The 13169-nt window shown below is 32.7% G+C and carries 12 protein-coding genes; 8 read left to right on the plus strand and 4 right to left on the minus strand.

Translation table 11 applies throughout. From position 1 onward, the window contains the following. The first annotated feature begins 175 nt into the window (after positions 1-175). The 5 genes from NRK67_10605 (at position 176) to NRK67_10625 (ending at position 5685) form a co-directional block, all read left to right on the plus strand. Positions 176-781: a hypothetical protein gene (locus NRK67_10605; GenBank protein ID UUV19851.1), complete on the plus strand. Its 606-nt coding sequence runs from the start codon at positions 176-178 to the stop codon at positions 779-781. A gap of 252 nt (positions 782-1033) precedes the next feature. After that, on the plus strand, positions 1034-3682 hold the full coding sequence (locus NRK67_10610; GenBank protein UUV19852.1) for a valine--tRNA ligase: 2649 nt from the start codon (positions 1034-1036) through the stop codon (positions 3680-3682). A 169-nt stretch (positions 3683-3851) separates the two neighbouring features. Beyond that, the gene (locus NRK67_10615) at positions 3852-4145 is read left to right on the plus strand and encodes a WYL domain-containing protein (GenBank protein ID UUV19853.1); all 294 of its coding nucleotides are present in this window, start codon (positions 3852-3854) and stop codon (positions 4143-4145) included. Between the two features lie 100 nt (positions 4146-4245). Next, on the plus strand, positions 4246-4626 hold the full coding sequence (locus NRK67_10620) for a VOC family protein (GenBank protein UUV19854.1): 381 nt from the start codon (positions 4246-4248) through the stop codon (positions 4624-4626). A 273-nt stretch (positions 4627-4899) separates the two neighbouring features. After that, positions 4900-5685: a Cof-type HAD-IIB family hydrolase gene (locus NRK67_10625; protein UUV19855.1), complete on the plus strand. Its 786-nt coding sequence runs from the start codon at positions 4900-4902 to the stop codon at positions 5683-5685. Positions 5686-5814: 129 nt separating this feature from the next. Here the strand turns inward: NRK67_10625 and wrbA are convergent, their stop codons facing one another. After that, a complete protein-coding gene (gene wrbA / locus NRK67_10630) occupies positions 5815-6420 on the minus strand; it encodes an NAD(P)H:quinone oxidoreductase (GenBank protein UUV19856.1) in 606 nt (201 codons plus the stop codon). A 181-nt stretch (positions 6421-6601) separates the two neighbouring features. Here wrbA and NRK67_10635 point away from each other — a divergent pair, with 181 nt between their 5' ends. After that, positions 6602-6778: a hypothetical protein gene (locus tag NRK67_10635; protein UUV19857.1), complete on the plus strand. Its 177-nt coding sequence runs from the start codon at positions 6602-6604 to the stop codon at positions 6776-6778. A gap of 51 nt (positions 6779-6829) precedes the next feature. Here the strand turns inward: NRK67_10635 and NRK67_10640 are convergent, their stop codons facing one another. The 3 genes from NRK67_10640 to NRK67_10650 are packed head-to-tail and all read right to left on the minus strand — an operon-like array spanning position 6830 to position 10505. Continuing rightward, positions 6830-8479, minus strand: a complete 1650-nt coding sequence (locus tag NRK67_10640; protein ID UUV19858.1) for an iron ABC transporter permease — start codon at positions 8477-8479, stop codon at positions 6830-6832. Next, positions 8479-9474 carry an ABC transporter ATP-binding protein gene (locus NRK67_10645; GenBank protein UUV19859.1) on the minus strand — a complete coding sequence of 332 codons (996 nt, stop codon included), beginning with the start codon at positions 9472-9474 and terminating at the stop codon, positions 8479-8481. Before NRK67_10645 ends, NRK67_10640 begins: the two co-directional genes overlap by 1 nt. An 8-nt stretch (positions 9475-9482) precedes the next feature. Beyond that, positions 9483-10505 (minus strand): ABC transporter substrate-binding protein, encoded by a 1023-nt coding sequence (locus NRK67_10650; GenBank protein UUV19860.1) that lies wholly within the window; start codon positions 10503-10505, stop codon positions 9483-9485. A 358-nt stretch (positions 10506-10863) separates the two neighbouring features. Between NRK67_10650 and NRK67_10655 the strand changes: the two genes are divergently transcribed. After that, positions 10864-11805 carry a sugar phosphate nucleotidyltransferase gene (locus tag NRK67_10655; protein ID UUV19861.1) on the plus strand — a complete coding sequence of 314 codons (942 nt, stop codon included), beginning with the start codon at positions 10864-10866 and terminating at the stop codon, positions 11803-11805. A 216-nt stretch (positions 11806-12021) separates the two neighbouring features. Further along, on the plus strand, positions 12022-12825 hold the full coding sequence (locus NRK67_10660) for an SIR2 family protein (protein ID UUV19862.1): 804 nt from the start codon (positions 12022-12024) through the stop codon (positions 12823-12825). Positions 12826-13169 lie beyond the last annotated feature (344 nt).

The raw sequence follows: 13169 nt of genomic DNA on the forward strand, positions 1-13169 counted from the left end.
TTATATATAGGTTATTATAAACTATACAGAAGAACATTGATATATTGTGATCAAATAAATTTGTTTAAATTTGGTTATGTATATTGTGAGAATAAGTACAGATATTATTTGGGACATCAAATAGATGTGTTCAGTTTTATAATAGCTCTTAAAAACTTAGTGTTTGCAGAGTGTCATGAAAAATAAAAAAATGGAGGAGATTAAGATTAAAAGACAATTATTAGTTTTAGTATTTACTATGTTTTATACTTTGAGTATGGCTAGTGATATCAATATTCAGATGTCTGAAAGAGCTATAAATTCATTTGCAGCAGCTATAAGTCCCTTGGAAATTAAAAAAGAAATTAAAGTTTTGGATCAGAAAACAATGGCTCAGTATACCATAAAAAATATGGTGATAGTTCTGAAAAAAGACCAGATCTATATAAGTGGGAATCTTAATTTAAATCTTAATGGGAGCACATTGGATGCTGCTATTAATGGAGAATTAGAACCTATATTAGATAATAAAACAGGAGTATTATCACTAAAATTATCCAAAGTAAATATAGTTGGATTGGAGTTTTTAAAATTAGATAAAGCTTTAAAGGATCATGTTTTGATACCTTTAAAGCTGAATGATTTAAAACCGATAAAGGTCAAAAAAAGTAACAATGAGTATCAGGAAATATATCCTAAGATTACAAATGAGAGTATTTTAATAGCAGATAAACTAATAACTATTAGCGGAGATATATCATTTAAAAAGGGTGGGAAACTTATAAAAATAGAAGTTAGATAGTTAGAATTTAAAAAATCTAAATTGACAAAAGTCTAAAAAAATGATAGTATTTATGAATAAATTTAGAGGGAGGAAATACATTTATGAAAAGAGTAGAGGTCAAAGTTAATCACATTTTAATCAAATTGATATAGGTGATAGCTATGGTTTTGAATTTTTATAAAACCCTTGAATAATATAAAGAGATTAAAAGTAGCTATTTTGAATAAAATAGCTACTATTTTTTTGTAAAATAAACTTAGGAGGTCACTTATGACGGAATTAGACAAGATATATTCTCCGACGGAGATAGAAAACAAGTGGTACAAAACATGGGAAGAAAATAAATATTTTAGAGCAACAATGGACGATGAAAAGCCTAACTATACTATAGTTATGCCGCCACCAAATGTAACTGGTGTATTACATATGGGACATGTTTTAAATAACAGTATCCAGGATACTATTATTAGATGGAAGAGAATGAGCGGATACAATACTCTTTGGATGCCGGGAACTGACCATGCAGGGATCGCTACTCAAAACAGGGTAGAGAGAAAATTAGCAGAAGATAACTTAACTAGAGATGATCTTGGAAGAGATAAGTTTATCGAAAAAGTTTGGGACTGGAAAAATGAATATGGTGGGATAATCACTAATCAATTAAGAAGATTAGGAGCGTCTCTTGACTGGGAAAAAGAAAGATTTACAATGGATGAAGGTTGTTCTGAATCTGTAAAAGACATATTTGTAAAGTTATACAATGATGGATTAATTTACCAGGGGGAATATATGGTAAACTGGTGTCCACAATGTGGAACTGCTTTAGCTGATGATGAAGTAGAACACAGTGAACACAAAGGTCATATGTGGCATATAAAGTATCCTGTAAAAGATTCTGATATAGAGTTCGTAGTAGCAACTACAAGACCGGAAACGATGATAGGAGATACTGGAGTAGCTGTAAACCCTAACGATGAAAGATATAAAGATCTAATAGGTAAAACGGTAATTCTTCCTCTTACAGGAAAAGAGATTCCTATTATAGCTGATGACTATGTAGATATGGAATTTGGAACTGGTGTAGTGAAGATGACTCCGGCTCATGACCCTAATGACTTTGAGATCGGAAAAAGACATAACTTAGAGATCACAAACATATTCACTCCAGACGCTAAGATGAATGCTTTGACTGGAAAATATGAAGGAATGACCCGTGAAGAGGCAAGAGTTGCTATCGTTGCTGATCTACAAGAGCAAGGATTCATGGAAAAAATAGAGGATTACGACAATAAAGTCGGAGGATGTTACAGATGTAATACAAATATAGAATCTAGAATATCTAACCAATGGTTTGTTAAGATGGAATCATTGGCTAAAGACGCACTAGAAGTAGTTTATAATGGTGATGTTAAGATCATGCCAAAGAGATGGGAAAAAGTTTACTATAACTGGTTAGAGAATATAAGAGACTGGTGTATATCTAGACAGATCTGGTGGGGACATAGAATACCTGCATACTACGGACCTGATAACCACTTATTCGTAGCTAAATCTGATGAAGATGCAGCTGCTCAAGCTCTTGCACACTACGGAAAAGAAGTTGAATTAGTTCAAGAAACAGATGTATTAGATACATGGTTCTCATCTGCTTTATGGCCTTTCTCAACATTGGGATTACCTGAAAATAAAGACTTAGAAAGATTCTACCCAACAAATACATTGGTAACTGGAGCAGACATCTTATTCTTCTGGGTTGCCAGAATGGTAATGATGGGAATGTATGAGATGAAGGAAATTCCATTTGAGCATGTATTCTTACATGGAATAGTTAGAGATGAGCAAGGAAGAAAGATGTCTAAGTCATTAGGAAACTCTCCTGATACATTAGAATTAATAGACAGATATGGTGCAGATGCCATCAGATTTACTATGATCTATAACACATCTCAAGGACAGGATGTACATTTCTCTGAAAAATTAATTGAGATGGGAAGAAACTTCTCAAATAAAATATGGAATGTATCTAGATTCGTATTAATGAACTTAGAAGATTTCGATATCAATAGTGTAAATAAAGATGAATTAGAGTTAGAATTAGTAGATAAGTGGATCTTCTCTAAATTAAATAAAGCTTCTAAGAAAGTAAATGAACATTTAGATAGTTTCACATTAGATGAAGCTGCAAAGGGAGCATATGAGTTCTTAAGAGGAGACTTCTGTGACTGGTATGTTGAGTTAGCTAAGACTAGACTATATAACAGTGAAGATGAGAAATCTAAGAAAACTGCTCAATATGTATTATGGACAGTATTAGAAGAAGGATTAAGATTATTACATCCATTTATGCCATTTATTTCAGAGGAAATCTGGCAAAAATTAGGAGCTAAAGGTGAAACAATTATGCTTGAGTCTTTCCCTACTTGTAATGAAACTTTAGTAGATGAAGAAGCAGAAGCATCTTTCGAATACTTACAATCTGTGGTTTCTGCACTTAGAAACATAAGAGCGGAGATAAATATATCTCCTGCAAAGGAAGTAAAGGCAATCTTAAGAACAAGTAATGAATCTGAGCTTAAAACTTTAGAGAACAACAAAACTTTCCTAACTAAGTTAGCTAAATTAGAAACTTTAGAATTTGGAGATGTTGAAAAACCTACAGGTGCAGGGTTCAGAGTAGTAAAAGATTCTGAATTATATGTACCATTAGCAGGACTATTAGATCCTGAGGTTGAGATCAAGAAGATAGAAGCACAAATGGTTAAGGTAGAGAAGGACCTGGCTAAGGTAAATGGTAAATTATCTAATGAGAAATTTACTTCTAAGGCACCTGCTCATATCTTAGAAAGAGAAAGAAAGATACAAAAAGAATACCAGGATAAGTTAGATAAATTAACTGAAAACTTAGAAGCATTTAAATAAAAGCAACGTGACGTTGCATCCAGATAAGAAAAAAACTCAGGGAATCCATTTGGATTCCCTGTTTTAATTTTGAGGGATTTCCAATATTTTGTTGTATACTTATTAGTAGAGATGTAGAAAATGTTATAATAATGGATTTTTAAAAGCAAAGATATAAAGAGGAGGGAGGATGAAAAATTTAATAGTAAAGGCTATAGAGGAAAAAAGATTGATGTCATTGACCTATGACAGTTTAGACAGGGTTGTAGAACCCCATGCCTGCGGTATATCAACTAAGGGGGATCAAACATTGCGTTGTTTTCAGGTAAAAGGAGACCATGCTTCTAAAAAACCTCATGACTGGATGCTCCTAAAGTTTTCAAAGATAAGGAATTTAGAGGTTTTGGAGAAAAAATTTGATAGTCCGAGAACAGGATATAAAAAAGGTGATAAAGCATTTGAAATTATTTATAAGGAGTTATAAATCGTGTATAAAAACAAAAACTTCGCTGCTGTTTTACTTGTAAAATTCATAAAGTTATAGTAAAATTTCGGGATAAAAGCAAGTAACTGGAGGAGAATAGATGAATTATAAATTAGAGCATGGATGTATCAGAGTAATGGATTTGGATAAATCATTGGAATTTTATAAAAAAGCATTGTCTTTGGAAGAAGTAAACAGACTGGATTATTCGGAGTATGAATTTACTTTGGTATATTTAAGTGATAAAAACAGAAATTTTGAGATAGAGTTAACATATAATTATAACACTGAAAAACCCTATGAGATGGGAAATGGATTCAGTCATTTTGCATTGACTGTAGCTGACTTAGAAAAATCCCATGAATTCCATAAGAATATGGGGCTGGAAGTAACAGATCTTAAAGGCCTTCCAGGGGAAAAACCTAGGTATTATTTCGTTACAGATCCCGATGGATATAAGATAGAAATTATAAGAGGTTAGACACCTCATCTCTTTTTTCCCCCTCCTAAAAAGGGAGAGAGGAAGTTAGGAAATAGAATTTATAGATAGGGGTTCCAATAGGGACCTCTTTTTTTATGTGATTAATAATTATATTTGATCCTCTGTAATATATATATTGTTATTTTAAGTTAACTTTTTTAACCTTTATTATGAATAAAACTTACTCTATATTGTCGTTGAATATATCTAGAAAAATCAGTTATAATACTTTATGTACAACATTTAAAGGATAAATTTCTAGGAGGAAATATTTTGATAAAATTAATAGCAACTGACATGGATGGGACTTTATTAAATAGTAAACACGAAATAAATTCTGAATTTTGGGAAGTTTGGGAAAAACTTAGAGCAAGAGACATTACTTTTGCTTGTGCCAGTGGAAGGCAATATTATAATTTGGTTAAAAAATTTGAAGATATAAAAGATGACATTTATTTTATTGCAGAAAATGGAAGTTTTGTAGCTTATAGAGGTGAAATTTTACATATAAATACTCTGGAACGGAAGAAAACTTTTGAATTTATAGAACTTGCGAGAAAAATAGATGGTGTAAATATCGTGTTATGCGGAAAAAATAGTGCTTACATAGAATCAAATGACTCTAAATTTATAGAGGAAGTTAAGCCATATTATGAAAAGTTTGAGATAGTTAATTCTTTAGAGGAAGTAGAAGATGATTTTTTAAAAATTGCTCTATGTGATTTTAAGAATTCAGAAGAAAATAGTTATAAATATTTTAAAGAGTTTGAAGATAGATATAAAATTACTGTTTCTGGTGGAGTATGGCTGGATATCTCTAATTTAGATGCCAATAAAGGAAGTGCTATCAGGAAATTACAGGAAATATTAGGAGTTACTCCTAAAGAAACCTTAGCTTTTGGAGATTATTTAAATGATGTAGAACTATTGGAGAATTCTTATCATAGTTATGCTATGGAAAACGCTCATCCTAAACTAAAAGAGATTGCAAAAAACATAGCAAAAAGTAATGAAGAGAATGGAGTAGTTGAAAAAATAAAAGAACTATTTGAATTATAAGAGGGGAGATTATCTCCACCTTTTGGTTCCCCCTCTCCTTAAACAGGACGAGGAGGGAGCTAGAAAATAGAAAAAACTAAAAGCTAGGAAAAATTGGATTATTAGTTCAATTTTTCCTAGCTTTTTAAGTTATGAGGCAGCTATCTTCTTTGCTATCTTGGCTACATGTTCCCCTTGAAAATGTGCAATTTTCAGCTCATTTTCCGATGGTTTTCGGCTTCCATCAGCTCCAGCAAGGGTGGTTGCCCCGTAGGGAGTACCTCCAGTGACCTCCTCCATATTAAGGAGTTCCTGACAGGAATAAGGTGTCCCCACAACGATCATCCCATGATGAAGCAGGGTGGTATGAAATGAAGTTATAGTTGTTTCCTGACCTCCATGCTGTGTGGCTGTAGAAGCAAAAACACTCCCTACTTTCCCGATTAATGCTCCATCCATCCAGAGTTTCCCTGTCTGATCTAAAAAACTCCTCATCTGGGAACACATATTTCCAAATCTTGTAGGAGTTCCAAAAATAATAGCATCGTATTTCGGTAGCTCATCAACCGATGCAATAGGAGCCTCCTGGTCTAATTTAGCTCCTGCATTACGTGCAGCTTCTTCAGACATAACTTCCGGTACCCTTTTAATAGTTACTTCGACTCCATCAATACCACGAGCCCCCTGGGCTATAGCTTTGGCCATAATTTCCACATGACCGTACATACTGTAATATAGGATCAATATCTTTGTCATTAGCATCCTCCTCATTTTTATTTATAAAAAACATCTATAGGTATATTGATCAAAAACAAAAAAATCCTTTTAAATTTACGATGAGAAATACTGATTAGGAGATTTTAAATAGCAGGAAAAGAAGATATAAGGAGTAGTTATTAAGATATGGGTGAATATTGAATTCAAGGTGGTGTAAGTCATGAAAAAACAAGAAAAAGAAGCACTGGTTAAGTTTTTGAGTGGATTGGGATTTATAGTTTTATTAATCGGCTTATTCACAGATTTATATGAATTTACTCACGGTTTAATTGGAGCGATAGCAATAGGGATAATAGCGGGAGTGATTGCCAGATATCTAGGTGTTGAAAAAAAATAGGTGAACGATTTAATAAATCGTTCACCTATTTAATATATATTTCTAGATTGTTTAGATATTTAATTTTCTTCCTCTAGATAAAAATTTAAATAAGAGGATAGAAAGAACAGATATAACTGTCAGGATAGTTGAAAGAGCTGCTGCACTTCCAAAACTATCCCTAATAACTTCTGTATATATTGCAACAGCAATAGTTCCTGTTTTCCCGGTATATAATATAATAGATGAACTCAGTTCATTTATAGTAGATATCCAGCTGAGAATCAACCCGGAGAATATACCAGGTCCCATCATTATAGCTGTTACTTTAAAGAAAGTCTTCATAGGAGAGACTCCTAAATTTATAGACGCTTCCTCTATACTGGGATCTATCTGATGCAGGATAGCAGTTCCCGATCTAACGGTATATGCTAATTTTCTGATAACATAGGAAACTATAAGGATAAACCCTGTTCCGCTCAGAAGTAACGGTCTCTTATTAAAACATACCAATAATCCTATCCCCAGAACTGATCCCGGAATAACATATGGGAACATAATTAAAATATCCAAGATAGGAGCTAACCTATTTTTCTTCTTAAAGATAATATAAGAGAGTACAAGTCCTAATAACAGCATAGCCAATATAGATATAACAGAATATAGGAAAGTGTTATAGATATTAGATGAAAGTTTATTCATAATATTATAGTAGCTGTCCAAACTAAATCCTGAAACAAATAATGGTCCGTTGGTTTTGAGAAACGAAGTATAGATAACAACTAATTGAGGCAGGAATGCTATAAATGATATAATTCCTACAAATATAGTAGCTAAAATTCTATTGCCAGGTGTAAGGCTAGCTTTTTTCGGCGGTCTGAGGGCATTCATCTTATAATTTTTCCTGGAAATAAGATATTTCTGAAGGAAAAGTATGATGGTAGAACAGGCTACAACCACAACACTGATAGTACTTGCAACAGTGGCATCTCCACCCATCTCACTCATAAATTCATCATAGATCATAACAGGTAAGACCTTGTATCCTTCACCAATCAGCATAGGAGTACCAAAATCAGCCAGTGAGGTCATAAATACCATAAGAGCTCCGGCAGTGATCGAAGGCATAACCAATGGAAAAGTTACTGTAAATAATCTCTGTAACCTGCTCATACCCAAGTTTTCAGAAGCCTCCTCCAAGGAAGCATCAATACTATTTAGAGCTCCCGAAGTATAGATATATACATAGGGGAAAAATTTCAGGGTAAATACAATTACTATTCCTATAAACCCATAGATAGTTGGCATAACTATTCCAAATGGGCTCAACAAATTAGTAATCCATCCGTTTCTTCCTAATAGCAGGATCCAAGAATATGCTCCTATAAATGGAGGAGACAGAAGGGAAATCATGATAACCAGATCTAAAAATCCCTTGAAATATATGTTGGTTCTACTCATAAAATAAGCTATGGGAATCCCTATCAAAGTAGCAAAGATAGTTGCAGCAAAACACACTGCCAAACTATGCTTTAATGCATTGAAATAATAGGGCAGGGAAAAGAAATCTATATAATTTTCTAAAGTTAATTTTCCTGTTGTAGAACTTATAAAACTTTCACTTACCAGTGAAAATGAAGGATAGATCAAAAATAAAAATATAAGTGCTAAAGATGTTATGGAAATAATATTCCAGAAGTTTAGATGTTTATTTATCTTCATTAACATTCCTCACTTTTATCAAAATGTTTTCTCTTATCTTCAGGGAAAAGAATTCCGACTTTTTCTCCAATACGTTTAATCCCCATATCTTTAGAAAATACTTTTACCTCTATATCTTCTTTATTTTCCAATGTGATCTCGTAGGAGACACATTCACCTAAGAATGTAGTCAAAGTAATTTCTCCATTGATAGTCCCGGAATCTGTATCTACAATTAAAGTATCTTCAGGTCTTACAGAAAGGATCTTTGTTTCATTTCCTGTAAGGGCACTATCATAGATAAAGTTTGAAGTTCCTATAAAGTTAGCAACAAATGCGTTGGCAGGAAAAGAATAGATCTCCTCCGGAGTTCCGATCTGTTGAACTACTCCTTTGTTCATAACTGCAATCCTGTCTGAAACAGCAAGTGCTTCCTCCTGGTCATGAGTTACGTAGATAGTTGTGATATCCAGTGAAGACTGAAGTTTTTTAATAGTAGCTCTCATCTTAACTCTAAGTTTAGCATCTAAGTTAGACAGGGGTTCATCCATTAAAAGGATCTCAGGATGGATAACGATAGCTCTGGCAAGAGCTACCCTTTGCTGCTGTCCACCGGAAAGTTCAGCAGGTTCTTTTGTCGCCTGATCTCTCATCTCAACCATATCCAGAGCATTTAAAACTCTTTCTTTTATCTCTGTTTTAGAGACCTTCCTGGCTTTTAATCCATAAGCTACATTATCAAATACACTCATATGAGGGAAAATAGCATAGTTTTGAAAAACCATTCCTATATTTCTTTTGTGAGCAGGAGTATTGTTTATTTTGTTCCCGCTGATAACAACATCCCCAGAAGTGATCTCGTTAAATCCTGCAATCATCCTTAAAAGAGTCGTTTTCCCGCAACCAGAAGGTCCTAGCAGTGTAAAAAACTCTCCTTTTTTTATATCTAAATCAGCTCTGTTAACAGCTATAAAATCATCGTATTTTTTAGTTATATCTTTAATATTAACACCCATTTTTTTTCTTACTCCTTTCCTGAAACTATATTTTTCCATCTTTTAACTATTGTCTTTTTACTTTCTGAAGCCCATCCAAAATCATAGTCAACTAACTTGATCTCCGAGAGAGGAAGTAAACCTTCTGGAGCAGCAACATCGTTTCTTACTCCTCTGATTTTAAATTCGCTAGCTAAAGTCTTTTGAACTTCTTCACTTACGATATAATCTAAGAATAATTTAGCATTTTCTTCATTGACAGCACCTTTTATTAAAGCTGCAGCATCAGGAACAGCAGAAGTTCCCTCAGATGGGTATACTATTCCTAGGTGTCCACCAGCATTTTTATATTTAATAGCTCCTTTTTCATGAGCTAACCCAATGTAATACTCTTTATCTACGACACCTTTAGGAACACCAGAAGAACTTCCTAAAATTTTACCATCTAAATTAGCTACAAATTTCTTAATGAAATCAAATCCAGAGTCTGTATCTTTTCTAAAAGCAGTTAATAAAGTAGCTGTGATAGTATAAGATGATCCAGACTTAACAGGTGAAGCCATAGCAACCTTTCCCTTCCATTTAGGATCAGTAACATCAGCCCAAGAAGTAGGGATGTCGTCTCCAGTTACAAGATCAGTATTATAGATAATAACCATAGGCAGCAGTGCAAAACCAAACCACTTATCTTCAGGATCTCTGAATAAAGGATCTATCTTATCGTGACTTGCAGTTTTATATGGTGCAAAGTATTCCTTGAATGAGTTAAGAGATTCAGCTCCTCCCCCCCAGATTACATCTCCCAAAGGGTTTGTACTTTCAGCTTGAATTCTCTTAAGAATTTCTCCTGTTCCAGCTGCAACGACATTTACCTTTATTCCTGTTTCTTCAGAAAAACTATCTGTAATAGTAGTTAAAAGTTGAGATGGGTGTGATGAATATACAGTCACCTCGTTACTTTTAGTTGCAGTTTCAGTAGTTTTTGTTTCTTCTTTTCCACAGGCTACAGCTAATAGAAGTGCAAGTGCCAGTATTAATTTTAAAATTTTCATATATTTCCTCCCTAGTATTGTTTTATAATAAGTCTAATAGTTAATTTTTTAGACAATTACATTAAATGATATCAAATTTAATTCATGATTGCAATTGAATGTTTTACTTTACTTTAACTATATCTTAATTTTATCTTAACTATATTTAGACAACCATGTAAATGGTATAAAATTCAGATACCTAATGCAATTTAAAAGGAGATGTTAGGGAAATTAAGAGATATATTTAAGCAAATTTCCATATACATTAAGAAAAGAGAAAAAAAGATCTCTATTAAGAGTGGTTATTTTTATGTTATACTTTTCTATAGTTTGAAAAATAGAAAATTTTTATAGAAGATGATGAAGGAGAATTAAGATGAAAAAAAGACCTACATTGGTTATTATGGCAGCAGGTATGGGAAGCAGGTATGGAGGATTAAAGCAGATTGATCCAGTCGGTCTAAACGGAGAGATCATAATGGATTATTCTATCTATGATGCCAGGTTAGCAGGCTTCGGTAAAGTAGTATTTGTTATAAAGGAAGAATTTTATGATATATTTAAGGAAAAAATAGGAGACAGAATATCAAGGTTAGAAAATATAGAGGTTAAATACGTATTCCAGGATATAAAAACTATTCCTAATAAATATAAACTTCCAAAAAATAGGATAAAGCCTTGGGGAACCGGTCATGCTGTCTTATCTTGTAAAGACGTAATAGATGAGCCTTTTGCAGTTATAAATGCCGATGACTTCTACGGTTCCACAACTTTTAAATTGATCTATGATGAACTTATAGATCAGACAGATGAATATGGGTATTCTATGGTAGGATTTCAATTAGATAAAACAATCAGTAAAAATGGTAGTGTTGCAAGGGGAATATGCACCCTAGATAGGGAAGATTACTTGGTTACAGTGGAAGAAAAGACTCAAATAGAGGAAGTTTCGGGGACTATTTATTCCTTTGAAGACAGATATAATCCTAAAGGGGAAAAAACTGAACCTGTAAAAGTAGAGTTAGAAAGAGATATTCCTGTGTCTATGAATATTTGGGGATTTATGCCATCTATTTTTAAGGAATTGGAGTTCGGATTTGAAAAGTTTTTAGGTGAAAATATAGGAAAATTAAAATCTGAATTTTATATTCCCAGTGTTGTAGATGATCTGATTAAATCAAAAAAAGCTACTGTAAAAGTAATAAAAACTGTGGAAAAATGGTATGGAGTGACCTATCAGCAGGATAAAGAAGATGTTTCTGGGGCTTTAAAAAATATGACTCCTAGTATCTATCCGGATAGATATATAAATAGTTAAAAAAGTGGAAATAAAAAGAGATAAAAATTTAAATTTTTATCTCTTTTTATTTTTTTCTATATTTTGAATCATAGAAAAAAGGGGTATACTAAAGATGAGATATTAAAATATATTAGTCAGAAAATTCAAAGGTATTTTTCATAGGTTATTTATAGTAAGGACTAATTTTTTAATAGAATGAAAAAATCTAAGTACCTTAAAAAGGGGAGAGAAATTATGAGGGGATTAGTTGAATCAATTCAGGATAAAAATGCTATTTTATTTGTTGGTGCCGGCGTATCGATGAATTTAGGCCTGCCTTCCTGGAATTCATTATTAGATTATATTGCAAAGGAATTAGAGTATGAACCTGAAGTTTTTAAATCTTTTGGAAATGCACTGACCTTGGCGGAGTTCTACAAGATAAAAAAAGGTGATATCGGTCCTCTGAGAAGCTGGATGGATAGGAACTGGCATAGTGGCGATATAAAAATTGAAGATTCCAAGATACATAAACTGATATTTGATTTGGACTTTCCTATTATATATACTACAAATTATGACCGGTGGATTGAAAGAACCTATGACTGTTATGAAAAAAATTATAAAAAAATAACCAATGTAGGAGATCTGGTAAATTTAAATAGTATGCACACCCAGATAATTAAATTTCACGGTGACTTTGATGATGAAAGATCCATTGTGTTGACTGAATCCAGCTACTTTGAAAGATTGGATTTTGAAACCCCCTTAGATATTAAGCTCAGATCAGATATACTGGGTAAATCAATTTTATTTATCGGGTACAGTCTTCACGATATTAATCTTCGTTATCTACTTTACAAGCTTAATAAACTTTGGGAAAATAGTACCCAATCCAGTTCGAGACCAAAATCTTATATATTTTTAGTGGATTCTAACCCTGTAGAAGATCTGATCTTAGAAAAACGAGGGATTAAAACCTTTACTTCTAAAAATAAAAATCCCAGTGAGAGCTTACTGGAATTTTTGGAAAAATTAAATAATGATTTATCAAAATAGGAGAAATTTATCGAGATCACTGAAAAAGTCCCTTTGAAATAAAATTAATTGAACCGATGTAGAAGTCGGTTCTTTTTGTATGCAAGAATAGTAGGAAATTTAGACCGAAGTCCGGCGGATTTTGAGAAATAAATTTTCGAAGAACTCTTTAAACCCTTCTTTTCACATCTAGTGTAGCACATCCTACACCGACTGTTTTTATTAGATTTATACATAGACTAGATTGATTATATGTAGTCTATAATTTAATTACTATAAGTTAGTCCACATACCTCTTTTAATGTGTCTCAGTTACTTTCTTAATTATTTAATTTTAATGGTGATATTTGAAAATAAATTTATAT

The organism is Fusobacteria bacterium ZRK30, from assembly GCA_024628785.1.
Classification (GTDB): Bacteria; Fusobacteriota; Fusobacteriia; order Fusobacteriales; family Fusobacteriaceae; genus Psychrilyobacter.

Bases quoted from the DNA above. Each gene is read 5' to 3' on its own strand.
- NRK67_10605 (UUV19851.1), top strand. From the start codon at position 176: ATGAAAAATAAAAAAATGGAGGAGATTAAGATTAAAAGACAATTATTA.
- NRK67_10610 (UUV19852.1), top strand. From the start codon at position 1,034: ATGACGGAATTAGACAAGATATATTCTCCGACGGAGATAGAAAACAAG.
- NRK67_10615 (UUV19853.1), top strand. From the start codon at position 3,852: ATGAAAAATTTAATAGTAAAGGCTATAGAGGAAAAAAGATTGATGTCA.
- NRK67_10620 (UUV19854.1), top strand. From the start codon at position 4,246: ATGAATTATAAATTAGAGCATGGATGTATCAGAGTAATGGATTTGGAT.
- wrbA (UUV19856.1), bottom strand. From the start codon at position 6,420: ATGACAAAGATATTGATCCTATATTACAGTATGTACGGTCATGTGGAA.
- NRK67_10635 (UUV19857.1), top strand. From the start codon at position 6,602: ATGAAAAAACAAGAAAAAGAAGCACTGGTTAAGTTTTTGAGTGGATTG.
- NRK67_10640 (UUV19858.1), bottom strand. From the start codon at position 8,479: ATGAAGATAAATAAACATCTAAACTTCTGGAATATTATTTCCATAACA.
- NRK67_10645 (UUV19859.1), bottom strand. From the start codon at position 9,474: ATGGGTGTTAATATTAAAGATATAACTAAAAAATACGATGATTTTATA.
- NRK67_10650 (UUV19860.1), bottom strand. From the start codon at position 10,505: ATGAAAATTTTAAAATTAATACTGGCACTTGCACTTCTATTAGCTGTA.
- NRK67_10655 (UUV19861.1), top strand. From the start codon at position 10,864: ATGAAAAAAAGACCTACATTGGTTATTATGGCAGCAGGTATGGGAAGC.
- NRK67_10660 (UUV19862.1), top strand. From the start codon at position 12,022: ATGAGGGGATTAGTTGAATCAATTCAGGATAAAAATGCTATTTTATTT.